A 17,593-nucleotide genomic window follows, 5' to 3' on the forward strand; every position below is an offset into this window, starting at 1 on the left:
CACGGTGCCTTGGTTGCGGATATCGGCGCTGGCGGACAGCCCTTCGATGCGGCTCTTGATCAGTTCAGAAATTTCTGCGGGATTGAGTTGCATGACTCTTTCCTTCTTTCTTTAAATATGTCCGGTCTCAATCCGCATCAAGCGGTGAGGGCCGATTTCATTTGTTCCAGTCGGGCTTTGACAGAGGTGTCGAGCACCTCGTCACCCACCACCACACGAATGCCACCGATCAAGGTGACATCGAGCTCGACGCTCACATTGAGCTTGCGCGCAAAGCGTTTTTCGAGCGTGGACGACAAATCGGCCAAAGCCGAAGCGTCGATGGGAAATGCGCTGTAAACAACTGCATCAGCAGTGCCACCTTGCGCATTCATCAGGGCCCGGTACTGCTGCGCGACGACAGGCAGTGCACTGAGACGGCGGTTTTCGATCACCAGTTGCAGGAAATTCTTACCAGCCTCAGGCAGTGCTGTTCGAAGCACGCCAGAGATCAGCTCAAATGCCTGCTCATCGGACACTTTGGGGCTGTCGACAAACTGCTGCAATTGCGCGTTTTCCGCAACAGCGGCCAGTTCATCCAGCCAAGCGGCCGTGCCAGCAAGATCGGATGCCTGCGCTTTGAAAAGCGCTTCGGCATAAGGGCGGGCGATGGTAGCAAGTTCTGCCATGGTCTTCTCTGGCTGGAGCTTCTTACAGCTCGGTCTTGAGGCGGCTCAGCAGATCAGCGTGGACGCCAGCATTGACTTCCTTGCGGAGAATCTGCTCGGCGCCTTTCACGGCCAAAGCTGCAACCTGCTCACGCAGGGCTTCACGCGCTTTGACAGCTTCCTGCTCAGCTTCAGCTTTTGCAGCGGCGATGATCTTGTTGCCTTCTTCGGTGGCACGTGCTTTAGCATCGTCAACGATGCCATTTGCACGGCGCTCAGCATCTGCCAAGCGCGAAGCCGTCTCGGTGCGCGACTGGGCCAATTCGGCTTCAACACGCGCATTGGCATTGCTGAGTTCGGCTTTGGCTTTGTCGGCGGCAGCGAGGCCGTCAGCGATTTTCTGTGCCCGTTCGTCGAGCGCTTTTGTGATCGGAGGCCACACGAATTTCATCGTGAACCACACCAGAATCGCAAAAACGATCATCTGAATGAACAGAGTAGCGTTAATGTTCACGGTTCAATCCTTCTTCTGTTGGAAGAGGTGCGTGGATCACTTCAAAACGAAGGGGTTAGCGAAGGCGAACAGCAAAGCAATAGCCACACCGATCAAGAACGCAGCGTCGATCAAACCAGCCAACAGAAACATTTTGGTCTGCAACTCGTTCATCAATTCAGGCTGACGTGCGCCGGATTCGAGGAATTTGCCACCCATCATGCCGATGCCGATAGAGGCGCCCAAAGCACCCAAACCAACGATCAAACCACAAGCCAATGCCACCAGGCCGAGAATGTTTTCCATGAGAAGCTCCTAAAAGTTAGTGGAAAAAAAAGAAACAGGAAAAAAGGAAAAAGTCATCAATGTGCATCGTGCGCTTGGCCTGTGTAGACCAAGGTCAACATCATAAAGATGAAGGCTTGCAAGGTGATGACCAAGATGTGGAACAGAGTCCACACGGTACCAGCGATGACGTGGCCAATGGCCAAGCCCACACCCGTTGTTGACAACGCCCAGCCGCCACCCATCAGGGCAATCAACATGAACACCAACTCACCCGCAAACATGTTGCCAAACAATCGCATGCCGTGCGAAACAGTCTTGGCCAGATATTCAATCATCTGCATCAAAAAGTTGATCGGATAAAGAATCCAATGATCTCCAAAGGGTGCAGCAACCAGTTCATGCGACCAACCGCCCAAGCCCTTGATCTTGATGTTGTAGAAGAGGCAGATGAGCAGCACGGAACATGAAAGGCCCAGCGTGGTGGACAAATCAGCTGTTGGCACAACGCGCATGTAATCTTTGAAACCCAATGCTGGGCCAGCAGCATGCCAAGCCGCAGGGATCAGATCCACAGGCAACATGTCCATGGCGTTCATCAAGAAGATCCAGACGAAGACGGTCAACGCCAAAGGCGAGATCAGCTTGCGGCTCTTGGCGTTCTGGATCACGCCCTTGGCCTGGTTTTCCACCATTTCGGACAAGATCTCGACAGCTGCCTGGAAGCGGCCCGGAACACCCGAAGTCGCCTTGCGGGCAGCAGACCACAAAAAGAAACTGCCAAAAACACCCAAAACCAAGGAGAAAAAGACCGAGTCCAGATTGAACAGACTGAAGTCGACAATGCTTGTTTGCTTGACACCTTCAAATGAGAAGTTCATTTGCAGGTGTTGCAGGTGGTGCTGGATGTACTCTCCAGCCGTTGGGGCATGCGCGCCAGCGTTTTCAGCAGACATAGATCACCAATCAGTTCAATAAAAAGTCGGTTTCGATTTTCGTTGCACCCAGCCCAGCGCCATGGCCAGCCAGTACACCTTGATCGTCACCACGAAGCTGGCCACCAAGGCAAGCCAACTCAAATCAGATATCACTCTAGGCGCAACCAAGAGTAACGCCACGGTCAAAACTATTTTGACCAACTCCCAAGTGAACAAACCCACCAGCGCAGCTTTAGGCTGGGCAACTTGCATTTGTCGGCTCAAAGCTCTGACAAACACCATGGCGGGTATCACCACAGCAACCACACCCCAAGCCACTGAAGCAGCCAATCGCTGCTCATCCGTCAATAGCCATGTCAGCAAAACCATCACGACACCTACACTTGCCTGCAACCCAACAATGCGCCATGGCATGAGAGCAGGATTTGTAAGCCGCCAAGCTTGCGCTTCAGCTGCTGTCAGGGGCTTGAATTCAGTTTCCGTGACATCATCTGTAGCACTTGCTTTCAGTTTGTCTGGGTCCGCTTGGGAATTTGAGGCGATGTCAGTCATCTCAATTGGCACCCAGGTTAAACATGCATCAAGCTTTGCAAAGCCTCAGATTCTATACGTAAAAACCCGTGCCTCTCTTTTTTTGACCCTAATCCACGCAATTTGTACGGTTTGCGTGCATTCTCTGATGTCTCCAGAAATCTTTTTCAATTTAAGTTCCTAAATCACTCCACCTTGAGTTCAAACTTATGTACGAATGGTTCAAATTTTTGCATTTAAGCGCAGCCATCGTCTGGCTTGGCGGTATGGCCTTGGTGATTTTGGCGTTGCGCCCGGTGGTCATCGCCCGAATGTCGCCGCCCGAACGCCTGGCATTGATGTCGGCTGTATTGAGCCGCTTTTTTGCCATGGTCTGGGTGTCGATCGCGTTGATTTTGGCTTCCGGTTTTTGGATGCTGTCCGTGACCGACATGAAACTGGCACCCAAAGGTTGGCACGCCATGTCGGGATTGGGTTTGTTGATGTGCCTGATTTTTGCGCACATTTGGTTCGTTCCGTTTCGCCGACTCAAAGCAGCTGTGTCGATATCAGACTGGCCTGCAGCGGGCAAAGCTTTGGGGCAAATACACCCCATGGTACTGGTCAATTTCGCAATCGGCTGGGTTGCCGTGTTGGCTGTGGTGGTGTGGCGTTAAGCTTGCGGCAAAACGGGATTTTTCATGAGCGCTTCCATCACACCGCCCGCAGGCATCGACCCTCGCAAAGACACCCTGATCGAATACCCCTCGGTCTTTCCAATCAAGGTCATGGGCGCCATGGTCGACGGTTTTGCCGAGGCCATGTGCCAAGTAGCCCTGCAGTTTGATCCGGGCTTTGATGCACGAACCCTCGAATTGCGCCCCAGCAAAGGCGGTAACTATTTGGGCATAACGCTCAACATCACAGCCACCAGTCGCGAACAACTCGACGACCTTTACCGCGCCCTGACCTCGCACCCGATGGTCAAAATTGTGCTGTGAGCATGGACATCCGGCTTCTTGGGCAGGTGGACTACTTGCCGACCTATGAAGCCATGAAGGCCTTCACGGCTGCACGCGAACCCAGCAGCCCCGATGAACTTTGGATGTGTGAACACCCCCCGGTTTTCACCCAAGGGCTGGCGGGCCAGGCCTCGCACCTCTTGACGCCCGGCGACATTCCAGTTGTGCAAACCAACCGGGGTGGGCAAGTCACTTTTCATGGTCCCGGCCAAGTGATGGCCTACCCCCTGGTCAACCTGCAACGAGTAGGTTATTTCGTCAAAGAGTTCGTCTACAAGCTCGAGGAGTCGGTCATTCGCACCTTGGCGCACTTTGGTGTGACGGGCCACCGGGTGGCGGGTGCGCCGGGCATTTATGTGCGTTTGGACGACCCCTTCAGCCACGCGGCTCTGGTGGGGCCTGCCCCGGCCAACGACCCGTTCAAGGGCCTGGGGAAAATCAGTGCTCTGGGCATCAAAGTCAGCCGCCACTGCACTTACCATGGCGCGGCTTTGAACGTGGCCATGGACCTTCAACCCTTTGAGCGTATCAACCCCTGTGGCTATGCCGGCTTGAAAACAGTGGACCTTTTTACAATCGGAGTGGAAACCACTTGGGAAGAAGCAGCCCGGGTGCTGGCAAGCCAACTCGCAGCCAGGCTGTGAAACACCACCCCAAACACTGCCCTGAACTCACGCACCTGACCCGCCGCCGTGCGGCAACCGAAAGAAACCCATGAGCAATACGCCCACCGAACGTCCCGTGGTCCGCGAAGTCCAAAGCGTGAACAACTACGACCCCATGGCCAAGCAAAAAGCCGCCGCCAAACTCTCGCGCATTCCCGTCAAAGTCGAACAGGCCGAGGTGCTGAAAAAGCCCGAGTGGATCCGCGTCAAGGCCGGCTCGCCAACCACCCGCTTTTACGAGATCAAGGACGTGCTGCGCGCCAACAAACTGGTCACCGTCTGCGAAGAAGCCAGCTGCCCCAACATCGGTGAATGCTTTGGCAAGGGCACGGCCACCTTCATGATCATGGGTGACAAGTGCACGCGGCGCTGCCCGTTTTGCGACGTGGGGCATGGCCGCCCCGACCCTCTGGATGTGAACGAACCCGACAACTTGGCCAAAACGATTGCACAACTCAAACTGCAATATGTGGTGATCACCAGCGTGGACCGCGACGACCTGCGTGACGGTGGTGCTGGACACTTTGTGGAATGCATCCGCAAAACACGCGAACTCTCGCCCACCACCCAAATCGAAGTGCTGGTGCCCGACTTTCGCGGTCGCGACGACCGCGCCCTTGAAATCTTGAAAGCCGCGCCGCCCGACGTGATGAACCACAACATGGAAACCGTGCCGCGTTTGTACAAAGAAGCGCGCCCAGGATCGGACTATCAGTTTTCGTTGAACCTGCTGAAGAAATTCAAGGCCCTGTTTCCGAACGTGCCCACCAAGAGCGGTCTGATGGTCGGCTTGGGCGAGACCGACGAAGAAATTCTCGAGGTCATGCGCGACATGCGCGCGCACAACATCGAGATGCTCACCATTGGCCAGTACCTCGCCCCCAGCAACAGCCACCTGCCGGTGCGCCGATACGTTCACCCCGACACCTTCAAGATGTTCGAGGCCAAAGCCTACGAAATGGGCTTTTCGCATGCGGCCGTTGGCGCCATGGTGCGCTCAAGCTACCACGCCGACCAGCAAGCGCATTTGGCGCACATGAGCTTGGCTGAAAAGGCCTGAGGCCGATCATTTACAGACCCATAGACACGGACACCGCAGCATGACCGACACCAGCGCATACACCCCGCCCTCCGTCTGGACTTGGAATAAGGCCAACGGTGGGCGCTTTGCCAACATCAACCGCCCCATCTCGGGCGCTACCCACGATCAAGACCTGCCGCGTGGCCAGCATCCGCTACAGCTTTATTCGCTGGGCACACCCAACGGCGTCAAAGTCACCGTGATGCTCGAAGAATTGCTGGCTTTGGGACACACAGGCGCCGAATACGACGCGTGGCTGATACGCATCAATGAGGGTCAGCAATTCAGCAGCGGCTTTGTCAGCGTCAACCCCAACTCCAAAATCCCTGCCTTGCTGGACTGCAGTGGCGATCAGCCTGTGCGTGTCTTCGAGTCAGGCGCGATTTTGTTGTACTTGGCAGAGAAGTTCGGCACTTTGGTGCCCACCGATCCCGCACAACGTGCCGAATGCTTGTCTTGGCTGTTTTGGCAAATGGGCAGTGCGCCCTATTTGGGCGGCGGGTTTGGGCATTTTTACGCCTACGCACCCGTCAAAATCGAATACGCCATCGACCGCTTTGCCATGGAAGTCAAACGCGAAATGGATGTACTCGACAAGCGCTTGGCCCAAAGCCGTTTCATAGCAGGCGACGATTACACGATCGCCGACATCGCCATCTGGCCCTGGTATGGTGCGCTGGCCAAGGGCATCCTCTACGAAGCAGGCGAGTTTTTGCAGGTGCATGAATACACCCATGTGCAACGCTGGGCAGAAGAACTGGCGCAACGCCCTGCGGTACAACGCGGTCGCATGGTCAACCGCGTCATGGGCGCGCCCGAGTCCCAGTTGCACGAACGCCACGACGCCAGCGACTTCGATACCCGCACTCAAGACAAAATCAAACAGGCTTAAGGAACGCAAAGGGCACGCACCGCCCGCGGATCGGAGGCTATGCGTTCATGCTCAGTGCAGGGTCTTCGCTGTCCAAAACCTGCCCAGCCCAAGAGACCAGCTTGGCGCAATCAGACCTCAGCACCTGCTGCTTGACCGCCAAAATTTGCGAGGGGTGCATCGAAAAGCTGCGCAAACCCAGACCCAGCAGCAAACGGGTCATGGTCACATCGCCCGCCATCTCGCCGCACACCGAGACCCCCTTGCCTTGCCGGTGACATTCGGCGATGGTGTCTGCAATCAATCGCAACACCGCCGGATGCAGCGGGTCGTAGAGGTGCGCCACCGACTCATCGGCCCGGTCAATGGCCAGGGTGTACTGGATCAGGTCGTTGGTGCCGATCGACAAAAAGTCGAAGTGTTTGAGAAACAAACGCAGCGACAACGCGGCCGCCGGAATTTCAATCATGGCGCCCAATTTCACTGGGCCGTGGGCTACCCCCCGTCGGTCCAACTCTTGACGGGCCTGTGTCATCAGAGCCAAAGTTTGGCGAATTTCGCTGCCATGGGCCAACATGGGGATCAACAAGTTGACCTGCCCGTGCGCTGCAGCGCGCAAGATGGCACGCAACTGAGTGAGGAACATGGCCGGGTCCGCCAGGCTCCAGCGGATGGCGCGCAAGCCCAGGGCTGGGTTCAGGTGCGCCGCATCGTGGCGGGTCTCATCGAGCGGCTTGTCGGCCCCCACATCCACCGTGCGGATGGTCACAGGCAAACCGTTCATGCCATCGACCGCTCGGCGGTAAGCCTGATATTGCTCTTCTTCGTCGGGCAGATGGCCTTGCCGACCCATGAATAAAAACTCGCTGCGAAACAAACCCACACCCACAGCCCCTGCGGTGATAGCAGCCTGGGTGTCTTCGGGCATTTCGATGTTCGCCAGCAACTCCACCTTTTGTCCGTCCAACGAAACCGACGGCGTATGCCTCAGGCGCACCAAACGCTCGCGTTCCAAGTCGCCTTGGCGCTGTTTGAAACCGTAATCCGCCAAGATGATGGGAGAAGGGTCAACGATGACCACGCCCGCATCCCCGTCAATGATGACCCAGTCGTCCTGTTTCACAAACTGGCTGGCCGTGCGAGCGCCCACTACCGCTGGAATTCCTAAGCTGCGGGCCACGATGGCAGTGTGCGAAGTCTTGCCACCCACATCGGTCACAAAACCCGAGAACACACTTTGCTTGAACTGCAGCATGTCGGCAGGCGACAGGTCATGCGCCACCAGCACCAGTGGTACATCGGTATCGCCCAACTGAAGTTCTTGTTGGGGACGCTGAGGCCGTTTGGCTTGCGCCACCAGCGGCCCAGTGCCCTTAAGGCAATGGAGCACACGCTCGCCCACTTGCTCCATGTCGGCTTTGCGTTCGCGCAGATAGGGGTCTTCCATTTCCTCAAACTGGCGAACAATGATCTCCAGTTGGCTGGTCAGTGCCCACTCTGCGTTGTAGAGGCGCGTCTTGATCCAATGCACCACACCCGAGGTCAGTTCTTCGTCTTGCAGCAGCATCAGGTGGACATCCAGCAGCGCGCCAAGCTCATGCGGTGCGTCTTTGGGCATGGCTTTTTGCAGCCGCTGCAGTTCATCGACCACGGCATCACGGGCCACGCGCAAACGCATGATTTCTGCGGCCACTTGATCGGGGCTCACAAAATAATGCGCCACATCGACCCGGCTGGAGGCCACCAGAACGGCGCGTCCAATGGCGATGCCACGTGCCACCGCCAAACCATGGATGCTGAAGGTCATGGCTTACTCGCCTTCGCCAAATTTGTCGTTGATCAACGCCAGCAAAGCGGTCAGTGCTTCATCACTCTGCTCACCGATCGTTTCCACCACCACCTGGCTGCCCAAGCCTGCCGCCAACATCATGACGCCCATGATGCTTTTGGCATTGATGCGGCGCTCGCCTTTGCTGAGCCAAACCTCGCACGGAAAACCACCTGCCAGTTTGGTGAGTTTGGCGGATGCACGGGCGTGCAAACCCAATTTATTGCTGATGGTCACGTTGGCTTGGGGCATGTCTCTGTCCAGTTTGGTTTTGGGGTGCGGTGCTGCCCACAGGCATCACGCCTTGTGTGCCACCGGCGTGGGCGCGTGCTGCCAGCGATTCAAGGCTTTCGTGTCGGTAACACACGCTGCGCAGCAGCATGGGCAAATTGACACCCGCCACCAAGCGGGTGTTCAGGCCATCGCCCAGTTGTTGAGCCACATTGCAAGGTGTGGCACCAAAGACGTCACTGAGCAACAGGACTTCGGGGGTGCCCAATGCGGTCATGGCTGCCTGGGCGCGCAGCAAACTGTCCTCGGGTGCGTCTTGGGGACCGATGTCCAGGGCCTGCACCCCGTCTACGCAGTCTGGGAAAACGTGCAGCGCGCATTCCCGCAAAGCGCTGGCCAGTGGGGCGTGGGCGATGATGAGTATGCCAATCATGATAGAGACAGTTTATCGACCTTGAGACGGATTTTTAAGCATGAAAAACACCCATGAGGCAATTGAACTGAGGCCAAAACAGCCCAAAGCCATTTGGTAGGCCTGCACATTGGCCAACCCCAAGCCACGCCCGGCGTCCACCAACAACCCTATGCCCCACTGCACTACAAAGATGCCCGCAAAGATCACCAGGTTGTAAGCCGATAAAGCCCGCCCCGCTAAGTGTGACGGAAAAGCCATGCCTACGGCTGGTTGCGCCAAAGCCACAAAAGTGCTGCTGACGCACAACAAAGCCATACCTAAAGCCGCAGCCGACCCGATGGCAGCACCCAGCCAAACCAAAGTGCCGATGACGACAAAACTGAGCGGCAATCCCCAAGCAATCAAACGCTCAACCGGGATACCGCGGCGTGCCAAACCCGGGGTGATCAGGCCCCACAACCAAAAGGTCACCAGCATGGCCAAGTTGATCAGAAACAAGCCTGACGCTGCCTCGCTTGCGCTCCAGCCTGCCACTTGGGTCATCCACGGCCCGGCCCACAAGGTCTGAATGGCCACCATGCCGCCGTAGCTGAAAAACCCGATGGGTGTCATGCGCCAAAAATACGCGCTGCGCCAGATCTCGCGGTAGCTGCCGTCGTCATCGGCGGGGGCTTTCGGGGTGTCAGCTGTGGGGGTGGCTTTTTGCCAAACCGGCACCAGCAGGGCAATCAACAGCATGGCTATCGCGATCATCACGCCCAGCATGACAAACAGCGCACGCCAGCCCCAGATGGGCATGAGCCACTGAACAGGCAATGTTGCAGCCAACATGCCCAAAGAGCCCGTCATCAGCATCCACGAGTTGGTGCGCAGCTGGGTGCTCACATCAAACCAGCGACGGTAGGCCGTCAATGGGGCCATCAGGCAAGCACTGACGCCCATGCCGCACAACACACGTGCCGCGAGCAAACCATGAAAGCTGTCGGCCCAAGCAAAAGCCAAGCAACCCAGCACGGCAAAGCTCAAGAAAGCCAGAATGACTTTTTTGGGGCCATGCCGGTCCAACCAGCGACCCAAGGGCAGCTGGGTCAGAGAAAAACCCAAGAAATATCCACCAGCCAACAGACCTAAATCTTGCGCGCTCAGATTGAATTCGGTGGTCAGGGTCGGAGACAAGGTGGCCGTGATGGCCCGAACCAAGGCCGAAAAAAAGTAGGCCAAAGCAAAAGCGAGAAACACCACCACCGCCATGCGGCGAGGTAAATGGTCAGGGTGTGGCATTGGCGGCAAGGGCATGGTGGCGGCGCTCATGGCTTGATGCTTTCAAACAAGGTGTTGGCCATCTCTGGCTGAATTTTCCGGTCATACACCACGGCATGAACCACGCGCAGTCGCTCTCCCTCGCTCACAGCGCCCCAAACGGCATCCATCGCCACGGGTTCACCATTGTTTTTGAGTCCCATCGCCTGGACGCGTTGCGAAGATGCGAGGGGCAAATGACCCGGACGGTGCCAGACATGATTTTCAGTTGTCAAAGCTGGCTTCACACGGGCGTTGTCGAGCGTGGCTTTTTGCCAGCCTGACAACACGGCCACGGCATCGGAGCCAACAGGCAATGCTGCGGTCATCACGGCCACCATGGCCGTTCCGCTTTCGCAGCCAGCCACTTGCAGGTCCACCGACAAGCCTCCGAGGGGAACCGTCCGAGTGGTCCGGTCGGGTTTGCACGGCAGCTGCGCCCTGAGGGCGCTGCCTTCAAAAGCGATATCCCGCCAGTTTTGTGCTGGACTGCAGGCGCTCAAAATCAAGGTCAATGCCAAGGTGGCCATCTGGGCCGATGAATGTTTTCGCATAGGGTGATTATCGTGATCAGCGGCGGTATCGGCTTTTGGCGACAATGTGACCCATGAATTCACTTGATGGCATCCGCGTTCTCGACCTCTCCCGCGTCCTCGCGGGCCCTTGGTGTACCCAAACTTTGGCCGACTTGGGGGCCGATGTGATCAAGATCGAGCGCCCCGGCTCGGGCGATGACACCCGCACCTGGGGTCCTCCTTTTTTGAAAGATGCTCAAGGCCTGGACACGGCCGAAGCGGCCTATTACTTGGGTGCCAACCGCAACAAACGCTCGGTGACTTGTGACATCGCCCAGCCCGAGGGCCAAGCCCTGATCCGCGAACTGGTGCGCCATTGCGATGTGTTTGTAGAAAATTTCAAGGTAGGCGACATGGCCCGGTATGGCTTGGACTATGCCAGCATGAGCGCCTTGAACCCCAAGCTGGTGTATTGCAGTGTGACCGGATTTGGTCAAACCGGACCGTACAGTGAACGGGCAGGTTACGACTATGCAGTGCAAGGCATCGGAGGCCTGATGAGCGTCACGGGTGAGCGCGACGATCTGGGCGGCGGGCCCCAAAAAGTGGGGGTCGCGGTCGCCGATTTGTTCACTGGCATGTATGCCACCGTGGCCATCTTGGCAGCACTTCGCCATGTCGAGCGCACGGGCCAAGGCCAACAGGTAGACATGGCTTTGCTGGACACCCAAGTCGCCATGTTGGCCAACCTGGGATCCAATTACCTGGTCAGCGGTAAAGTGCCTGGGCGTGCAGGCAATGCACACCAGAACATCGTGCCCTACCAGGTGTTTGAAGTGATGCCGCCAGCCGATGCGCCATCGGGCGCGCGCGACCATCTGATTCTGGCTGTGGGCAACGACGGTCAGTTCGCCAAGTTTTGCGCTGTAGCAGGCCAGCCAGATTTGGCCAAAGACCCGCGCTTTGCCCTCAATACCGAGCGCGTTCGTCACCGCGATGTGTTGGTGCCCTTGCTGGCGGACATCATGAAAACCCGCACCAAAACGGATTGGTTGGCCGCTTTGGAAGCAGCCAAAGTCCCTTGCGGCGCCATCAACACCTTGGGCGAGGTATTTGTAGATCCGCAAATTCAGGCCCGTGGCATGGTTCAGACATGGCAACACCCCATCAAAGACGATCTTCGTCTGGTGGCAAGCCCCATCAAAATGAGCCGCACCCCGGTTCGTCAAGATTTGCCACCGCCCATGCTGGGGCAACACACCGCAGAGGTCTTGCATGAAGTTTTGGGTTGGAACGCTGAGCGACAAAGTGCACTGCGCGTCAAAGGGATTATTTGATGGCGAATTTTTTATTGGTACATGGCGCTTGGCACGGAGCTTGGTGTTGGCAACGTGTCTTACCTGGCCTGATGACCGCTGGGCACCGCGCCCACGCGGTTACCCTCACCGGGGTAGGTGAGCGGGCGCACTTGCTGCACCCGGACATCGATCTTGAAAGCCACATCACGGATGTGATGTCAGCCATGGACGCCGAAGAAATGAACGAAGTGGTTTTGGTGGCCCACTCGTATGCGGGCATGCTGGGCACCGCCGTGGCAGACCGAAGACCTGAGCGCCTGCGCCATCTGGTGTATGTTGATGCGGTGTTACCCAAGCCCGGCGAGAGCTGGAGCAGCACCCATGCCAGCGCCACGCGCAATGCCCGCATCGCGGCAGCTCTTGCCGATCCTTTGCACGCATTCCCCGCTCCCGATCCCTCGGTTTTTGGCCTGAGTGAAGAAGACCATGCCTGGGTCTCAAGGCGTCAAACACCTCACCCGGGTGGCCCCTACACCCAAGCGCTGGCGTTTGACCCCCAGCGAGTCGCCAGCATACCGCGCACTTTCATCAACTGCACCACGCCCCCTTTGGGCACCATCGATGTCAGCCGTCAACGCATGCTGGATCCCAAGTTTTGGGATGGCGCCTGGCTACCAGGCTCTCATGTTGTGAACATGGCGACTGGGCACGACCCGATGGTCAGCGATCCGGAAGGCCTTTTGGCACACCTGTTGTCGGTACTTTGACTGACCCTAGGCCTACCGAACGGTTTAAACTTTCTGCCATGACAATGAACCGCTTGTACTGTTGGATCCCTTTGTATCGCCGCCTACTCAACGGCTTGGGTGCTCTGGGTTTGAGCTGGTTTCTGTGGGGATGTGCCGCAGAACGGGCCCCCGAATCTTCTTTCGTGTTGCTCGATGGCTCCACCCTGAGCTCGCAGCAGTTGAAGGGGCAAGTGGCTTTGATCAACTTTTGGGCCACCAGCTGCACCTCTTGTGTGGCCGAGATGCCCGACCTGATTGCGACCCACCAAAAATTCAAAGCACGTGGATTTGACACGGTCGCTGTGGCCATGAGCTACGACCCGCCAAGCTACGTGGTCAACTTTGCGCAGTCTAGGCAACTGCCCTTCAAAGTGGCCATTGACAACACGGGGGCAGTAGCCCGTGCTTGGGGTGATGTCAAACTCACGCCAACCACCTTTTTGGTCAACAAGCGCGGCCAGATCGTCAAGCGTTTTGTGGGTACACCCGACTTTGTGGAACTGCACCAACTGATCGACAAACTGCTCGCTGAATCTTGATAGTTGAACTCAGCGGCTCCTGATGCCGTGGGAAAAGGGTGTTGGTGAACACCCTTTTTAAGCCCCTGTTTTTTGTCAGTCCTTGCGGAAAGCATCGTGGCACGCTTTGCACGATGCGGCAGCTGGTCCAAATGCAACTTTGAGCGCGTCGATGTTGCCAGCTTTTGCAGCGGTGTTGAGCTTCACCATTTCTGCTTGCATTTTGTCTGACGCTTCTTTGTATTTGGCGGCCTCTTTCCAGATTTCAGGTTTGGCGCGTGTATCGCCTTTGTCAGTGCCTTCACCAAATGCGGCCCATGGCAGTTTGGCCATCACGGCTGCAATTTCTGCATTTTCTTGTGCTGCTTTGGCGTCGTAAGGCACACGCCCGTTGGCCATGGCGCCGACCCGTCCAAAATGAGCCGCCATCACGTTCAAGCTGGCTTTGCGGTATTTGATGGCGTCCTCAGGTTTGGCAAACTGTGCCTGCGCCGGAACCGACAAAGTGATGGCCAGCAATGCACCCAAAATGCTCATTGATTGTTTCATGTTTGACTCCAGTCAGTTGAAAAGGCTACAAAAGATTTATGCTTCACCAGTTTCCCACATTTTTCACATATCTGCAGCACTGAAAGCGCTTATGGTCACCGTTCGAATTTGGGATTTGCCCACCCGTCTTTTTCACTGGGCATTGGCACTGTGTGTGTTGGGTTTGTTTGTTACAGCCGAATTGGGCGGTAATGCCATGGTGTGGCACTTTCGTTTTGGCTTTTGTGTTTTGACGCTTTTGCTTTTCAGGTTGGCATGGGGCTTGTTCGGCGGGTATTGGTCACGCTGGACTCAGTTCCCTCTTCGCCCTTCGGCTGTTGCTGCTTATTTGCAAGGGCGCTCTATGCTTGGTTGGAGCGGACACAACCCCTTGGGCTCATGGTCGGTCGTGGTTTTATTGCTGGCTCTGGCGGTGCAAGTGGCTACCGGCTTGGTCAGCGACGATGAAATCGCCAATGTCGGCCCTTTGTCATTCTTAGTGCCTGGCAAATGGGTGACCTGGGCCACGTCTTGGCACAAGGATTGGGGCCAATCGATCGTGCTTTTGTTGGTCATTTTGCATGTGTCGGCATTGGTTTGGTACCGCGTCAAGAAGAACATCTCTTTGGTCCCAGCGATGCTTCATGGCGACAAGTTGCTGCCTGAACCTGTCACAGCCTCGCAAGACCATTTTGTGCCACGGCTCTTGGCCTTTGTTGTGTTGATGTTGTCTGCTTTGACCGTCTATTTTCTGGTCACTATCCAGCCTTGAAATCGGCTTTACACTGTCGTTTTTGACTTTGGATGAAGCTCTTGCCTTCCGCTTTGCATTCCATTTTGATCCGTGCGCCTGCTTCCCAACAGGATTGGGTGCAGACCCGGGCACTTTTCATGGACTATGCCGCTTCTCTCCAGGTGGATCTGGCTTTTCAAGATTTTGATCAAGAGCTTGCTGAACTGCCTGGCGAGTACACAGCCCCGCGCGGTGCCTTGGTTTTGGCTTTTGTGGAGGGTGAGCCCGCGGGTTGCTGTGCTTTGCGCCCCCTCGACAGCTCTGACTACGCCAATGCTGCAGAGATGAAGCGCTTGTATGTTCGTCCTGCCTTTCGCGGTCTAGGCATAGGTCGTTTTTTGACCGAAGCCATTTTGGATGCCGCGCGACATGCCGACTACAGCTGTGTTCTGCTCGACACTTTAGACGACATGGAGTCAGCCCGCGCGCTGTATGAAGACCTTGGGTTTGAAGAGATTCCGCCCTACTATCACAACCCCTACGCGGGTGCGCATTACCTCAAAGTTGAGATCGAGTGACATGTCTCTGAGGACAGAAGCGTTTTGATGGGTCTTTGCTACCATCAAAAAAGGGACCCAAGGTCCCTTTTTTTGATGTCAAGGCCCATTAGCCTTTGGCTTGTGCCAACAATGTGGCCGCATCGCTGACTTCGAATTTTCCAGGGCCTTCCACGTTCAAAACGGTGACGGCGCCGTCTTTGACCAGCATTGAGTATCGGTTGCTGCGCAAGCCCATGCCGCGTGCGGTCAGGTCCAAGGTCAAGCCTGTGGCTTTGCTGAAATCAGCGCTGCCGTCGCCCAACATGCGCACCTTGGCACCGGTCTTTTGCTCTCGTGCCCAGGCACCCATCACAAAGGCATCGTTCACGCTGACGCACCAAATTTCGTCGACACCGGCGGCCTTCAAAGCGTCATGGTGTTCGACATAACCGGGCACGTGCTTGGCAGAACATGTGGGTGTGAATGCGCCTGGCAAGGCAAAAATGGCAATGGTTTTACCGGCAGCAGCTTTTGTCACATCCACTGGGTTGGGGCCAATGCTGCAACCATTGCCTTCAACTTCTACAAATTCCGTCAACGTCACGGCAGGCAATTTGTCACCAACTTTGATCATCTGTTTCTCCTGAGGGGTGTATAGGCCAAATGGCCAAGTAAAAAAAAACGACCCACTATTGTGGGTCGTTTCAGATAAGTTTGCTGAGGTCTGGCTTTTTGGGCTTAGACAGCAGCAGCCTTCTGAACCAGGCGAGTCGCCACCCAGTTTTTGGTTTTAGAGATTGGACGGCTCTCCGTGATCTCAATGGTGTCACCGAGGTGGAATTCACCAGTCTCGTCGTGTGCGTGGTACTTGCTCGACTTGGCCACGATCTTGCCGTAGAGGGCGTGTTTCACACGACGCTCGACCAGCACGGTCACGGTTTTGGCGCGCTTGTCGCTGACCACCTTGCCAATCAAGGTGCGCTTGAGGGATGTTTTAGCTTCCGTCATGGTCACTCCTTACTTGGCGGCTTGCTTTTGGGCAAGGATGGTTTTGGCACGGGCAATGGCACGGCGAGTCTGGCCGATGATCCCAGTGTTGCCGAGTTGTTGCGTGGCTTTTTGCATACGAAGACCAAAGTGGGCTTTTTGCAGCGCTTTGATTTCGTCTTTCACACCAGCAACGTCTTTTTGGCGCAATTCAGCAGCATTCATTTCTTATTTCTCCTGAATTATTGGCCAATCATGCGTGCCACAAACGTGGTGCGCAAGGGCAGCTTGGCAGCAGCCAATTTGAAGGCTTCACGGGCCAACTCTTCTGGAACGCCTACGATTTCGTAGAGCACCTTACCGGGTTGGATCTCAGCCACGTAGTACTCGGGGTTACCTTTGCCGTTACCCATACGCACTTCTGCAGGCTTGGTGGAAATCGGCTTGTCGGGGAACACACGAATCCAGATACGGCCACCACGCTTGACGTGACGGGAAATCGCACGACGTGCGGATTCGATCTGACGGGCCGTCAAACGGCCACGGTCTGTGGACTTGAGGCCAAAATCACCAAACGCCACCGTGTTACCACGGGTTGCGACGCCGGTGTTGCGGCCTTTCTGTTCCTTGCGGAACTTTCTGCGAGCAGGTTGCAGCATGTAATTACTCCTTATTGACCGTCAGCTGCTGCAGCTGGCGCGGCGACTGTGCGTACGCGCTTAACGGCGGGTTTGGCATCACCACCTGCGCCGGCAGGCTTGTCGCTGCCGTCGGTAGGTGCTGTGTTGGTGCCAGCGGGGCGACGTGGGCCGCCTCGGCGATCGCCTGCGGGGCGCTCACCTGGACGTGCATCACGGCGTGGACCACGTGGGCGGCGTTCTTCTTCCGCACGTGGCTCAGCCAGTGCAGGAGCGTCATTGCGACCCAAGGTGTCACCTTTGTAGACCCAGACCTTGACACCAATGATGCCGTAGGTGGTCTTGGCTTCGGAAGTGGCGTAGTCGATGTCAGCGCGCAGGGTGTGCAATGGCACACGGCCTTCGCGATACCACTCGGTACGCGCAATTTCGATACCGTTCAAACGGCCAGCCGACATGATCTTGATGCCTTGGGCACCCAGACGCATGGCGTTTTGCATGGCGCGCTTCATGGCACGGCGGAACATGATCCGCTTTTCGAGCTGTTGGGTGATGCTGTCAGCGATCAATTGAGCATCGATTTCAGGCTTACGCACTTCTTCGATGTTGACGGCGACAGGCACACCCATGCGAACCGCGAGTTCTTTCTTGAGCAACTCGATGTCTTCGCCTTTTTTACCGATCACCACACCTGGACGAGCCGAGAAGATGGTGATGCGGGCGCTCTTGGCTGGACGCTCGATCAGCACGCGGGAAACCGCTGC

Annotated in this window: 26 protein-coding genes; 10 read left to right on the forward strand and 16 right to left on the reverse strand. The window is 56.5% G+C overall.

Annotated elements, in window-relative coordinates; all coding sequences use genetic code 11:
- Positions 1 to 137 precede the first annotated feature (137 nt).
- The 5 genes from Q1M54_RS15990 to Q1M54_RS16010 are packed head-to-tail and all read right to left on the reverse strand — an operon-like array spanning position 138 to position 2,915.
- A complete protein-coding gene (locus tag Q1M54_RS15990; protein ID WP_300559373.1) occupies positions 138 to 668 on the reverse strand; it encodes a F0F1 ATP synthase subunit delta in 531 nt (176 codons plus the stop codon).
- A 22-nt stretch (positions 669 to 690) separates the two neighbouring features.
- Complete coding sequence (locus tag Q1M54_RS15995) at positions 691 to 1,161, reverse strand: F0F1 ATP synthase subunit B (protein ID WP_300559375.1); 471 nt, start codon at positions 1,159 to 1,161, stop codon at positions 691 to 693.
- Positions 1,162 to 1,197: 36 nt separating this feature from the next.
- Positions 1,198 to 1,446 (reverse strand): F0F1 ATP synthase subunit C, encoded by a 249-nt coding sequence (gene atpE, locus Q1M54_RS16000; protein WP_019426878.1) that lies wholly within the window; start codon positions 1,444 to 1,446, stop codon positions 1,198 to 1,200.
- A gap of 56 nt (positions 1,447 to 1,502) precedes the next feature.
- Positions 1,503 to 2,381 carry a F0F1 ATP synthase subunit A gene (atpB, locus tag Q1M54_RS16005; protein WP_300559380.1) on the reverse strand — a complete coding sequence of 293 codons (879 nt, stop codon included), beginning with the start codon at positions 2,379 to 2,381 and terminating at the stop codon, positions 1,503 to 1,505.
- A 15-nt stretch (positions 2,382 to 2,396) separates the two neighbouring features.
- Positions 2,397 to 2,915, reverse strand: a complete 519-nt coding sequence (locus Q1M54_RS16010) for an ATP synthase subunit I (protein WP_300559382.1) — start codon at positions 2,913 to 2,915, stop codon at positions 2,397 to 2,399.
- Between the two features lie 188 nt (positions 2,916 to 3,103).
- On the opposite strand from Q1M54_RS16010, the gene Q1M54_RS16015 reads away from it, so the two are divergent.
- The 5 genes from Q1M54_RS16015 to yghU all read left to right on the forward strand — a co-directional run bounded on the left by Q1M54_RS16015 (position 3,104) and on the right by yghU (position 6,533).
- On the forward strand, positions 3,104 to 3,550 hold the full coding sequence (locus tag Q1M54_RS16015; RefSeq protein WP_300559385.1) for a CopD family protein: 447 nt from the start codon (positions 3,104 to 3,106) through the stop codon (positions 3,548 to 3,550).
- A 24-nt stretch (positions 3,551 to 3,574) separates the two neighbouring features.
- A complete protein-coding gene (locus Q1M54_RS16020; RefSeq protein WP_300559388.1) occupies positions 3,575 to 3,874 on the forward strand; it encodes a DUF493 family protein in 300 nt (99 codons plus the stop codon).
- Between the two features lie 2 nt (positions 3,875 to 3,876).
- On the forward strand, positions 3,877 to 4,539 hold the full coding sequence (lipB, locus tag Q1M54_RS16025; RefSeq protein WP_300559391.1) for a lipoyl(octanoyl) transferase LipB: 663 nt from the start codon (positions 3,877 to 3,879) through the stop codon (positions 4,537 to 4,539).
- Positions 4,540 to 4,609: 70 nt separating this feature from the next.
- Entirely contained in the window at positions 4,610 to 5,620 is a 1,011-nt protein-coding gene (gene lipA, locus Q1M54_RS16030) for a lipoyl synthase (protein WP_300559394.1), read from the forward strand.
- 40 nt (positions 5,621 to 5,660) lie between these two features.
- Entirely contained in the window at positions 5,661 to 6,533 is an 873-nt protein-coding gene (gene yghU, locus Q1M54_RS16035) for a glutathione-dependent disulfide-bond oxidoreductase (RefSeq protein ID WP_300559397.1), read from the forward strand.
- Between the two features lie 37 nt (positions 6,534 to 6,570).
- On the opposite strand, the gene ptsP is transcribed toward yghU, so the two are convergent.
- The 5 genes from ptsP to Q1M54_RS16060 are packed head-to-tail and all read right to left on the reverse strand — an operon-like array spanning position 6,571 to position 10,839.
- Positions 6,571 to 8,319, reverse strand: coding sequence for a phosphoenolpyruvate--protein phosphotransferase (ptsP, locus tag Q1M54_RS16040; RefSeq protein WP_300559400.1), 1,749 nt, complete (start codon positions 8,317 to 8,319; stop codon positions 6,571 to 6,573).
- A gap of 3 nt (positions 8,320 to 8,322) precedes the next feature.
- On the reverse strand, positions 8,323 to 8,592 hold the full coding sequence (locus tag Q1M54_RS16045) for an HPr family phosphocarrier protein (protein ID WP_300559403.1): 270 nt from the start codon (positions 8,590 to 8,592) through the stop codon (positions 8,323 to 8,325).
- A complete protein-coding gene (locus Q1M54_RS16050) occupies positions 8,561 to 9,004 on the reverse strand; it encodes a PTS fructose transporter subunit IIA (protein WP_300559406.1) in 444 nt (147 codons plus the stop codon). The genes Q1M54_RS16045 and Q1M54_RS16050 overlap by 32 nt, the downstream gene beginning before the upstream one ends.
- A 12-nt stretch (positions 9,005 to 9,016) precedes the next feature.
- Positions 9,017 to 10,297, reverse strand: coding sequence for an MFS transporter (locus Q1M54_RS16055; protein WP_300559409.1), 1,281 nt, complete (start codon positions 10,295 to 10,297; stop codon positions 9,017 to 9,019).
- The gene (locus tag Q1M54_RS16060) at positions 10,294 to 10,839 is read right to left on the reverse strand and encodes a hypothetical protein (RefSeq protein WP_300559412.1); all 546 of its coding nucleotides are present in this window, start codon (positions 10,837 to 10,839) and stop codon (positions 10,294 to 10,296) included. Before Q1M54_RS16060 ends, Q1M54_RS16055 begins: the two co-directional genes overlap by 4 nt.
- A gap of 53 nt (positions 10,840 to 10,892) precedes the next feature.
- Here Q1M54_RS16060 and Q1M54_RS16065 point away from each other — a divergent pair, with 53 nt between their 5' ends.
- From Q1M54_RS16065 to Q1M54_RS16075, 3 genes are read left to right on the forward strand one after another with little or no spacing between them, the layout of a single operon-like run.
- A complete protein-coding gene (locus Q1M54_RS16065) occupies positions 10,893 to 12,137 on the forward strand; it encodes a CaiB/BaiF CoA-transferase family protein (RefSeq protein ID WP_300559417.1) in 1,245 nt (414 codons plus the stop codon).
- On the forward strand, positions 12,137 to 12,865 hold the full coding sequence (locus tag Q1M54_RS16070) for an alpha/beta fold hydrolase (RefSeq protein ID WP_300559420.1): 729 nt from the start codon (positions 12,137 to 12,139) through the stop codon (positions 12,863 to 12,865). Before Q1M54_RS16065 ends, Q1M54_RS16070 begins: the two co-directional genes overlap by 1 nt.
- Before the next feature lie 38 nt (positions 12,866 to 12,903).
- Positions 12,904 to 13,425, forward strand: a complete 522-nt coding sequence (locus Q1M54_RS16075; RefSeq protein ID WP_300559423.1) for a TlpA disulfide reductase family protein — start codon at positions 12,904 to 12,906, stop codon at positions 13,423 to 13,425.
- A gap of 75 nt (positions 13,426 to 13,500) precedes the next feature.
- Here Q1M54_RS16075 and Q1M54_RS16080 read toward each other — a convergent pair whose 3' ends face one another.
- On the reverse strand, positions 13,501 to 13,953 hold the full coding sequence (locus tag Q1M54_RS16080; RefSeq protein WP_300559426.1) for a cytochrome c: 453 nt from the start codon (positions 13,951 to 13,953) through the stop codon (positions 13,501 to 13,503).
- 91 nt (positions 13,954 to 14,044) lie between these two features.
- On the opposite strand from Q1M54_RS16080, the gene Q1M54_RS16085 reads away from it, so the two are divergent.
- Positions 14,045 to 14,704, forward strand: coding sequence for a cytochrome b/b6 domain-containing protein (locus Q1M54_RS16085; protein WP_300559429.1), 660 nt, complete (start codon positions 14,045 to 14,047; stop codon positions 14,702 to 14,704).
- Positions 14,705 to 14,736: 32 nt separating this feature from the next.
- Positions 14,737 to 15,243, forward strand: coding sequence for a GNAT family N-acetyltransferase (locus Q1M54_RS16090; protein ID WP_300559432.1), 507 nt, complete (start codon positions 14,737 to 14,739; stop codon positions 15,241 to 15,243).
- Between the two features lie 88 nt (positions 15,244 to 15,331).
- Here Q1M54_RS16090 and Q1M54_RS16095 read toward each other — a convergent pair whose 3' ends face one another.
- The 5 genes from Q1M54_RS16095 to rpsC all read right to left on the reverse strand — a co-directional run.
- Positions 15,332 to 15,838 (reverse strand): peroxiredoxin, encoded by a 507-nt coding sequence (locus tag Q1M54_RS16095; protein ID WP_300559435.1) that lies wholly within the window; start codon positions 15,836 to 15,838, stop codon positions 15,332 to 15,334.
- Positions 15,839 to 15,942: 104 nt separating this feature from the next.
- Positions 15,943 to 16,212, reverse strand: coding sequence for a 30S ribosomal protein S17 (gene rpsQ / locus Q1M54_RS16100; protein WP_019426898.1), 270 nt, complete (start codon positions 16,210 to 16,212; stop codon positions 15,943 to 15,945).
- A gap of 9 nt (positions 16,213 to 16,221) precedes the next feature.
- On the reverse strand, positions 16,222 to 16,416 hold the full coding sequence (gene rpmC, locus Q1M54_RS16105; RefSeq protein ID WP_300559439.1) for a 50S ribosomal protein L29: 195 nt from the start codon (positions 16,414 to 16,416) through the stop codon (positions 16,222 to 16,224).
- A gap of 17 nt (positions 16,417 to 16,433) precedes the next feature.
- Positions 16,434 to 16,850 carry a 50S ribosomal protein L16 gene (rplP, locus tag Q1M54_RS16110; RefSeq protein ID WP_053172815.1) on the reverse strand — a complete coding sequence of 139 codons (417 nt, stop codon included), beginning with the start codon at positions 16,848 to 16,850 and terminating at the stop codon, positions 16,434 to 16,436.
- 11 nt (positions 16,851 to 16,861) lie between these two features.
- Positions 16,862 to 17,593 (reverse strand): 30S ribosomal protein S3 (rpsC, locus tag Q1M54_RS16115; protein WP_300559447.1); only part of this gene is annotated, 732 nt, incomplete at its 5' end.

The sequence above is a fragment of the Limnohabitans sp. Rim8 genome, from assembly GCF_943326455.1.
In the GTDB taxonomy this organism is placed as follows: domain Bacteria; phylum Pseudomonadota; class Gammaproteobacteria; order Burkholderiales; family Burkholderiaceae_C; genus Limnohabitans_A.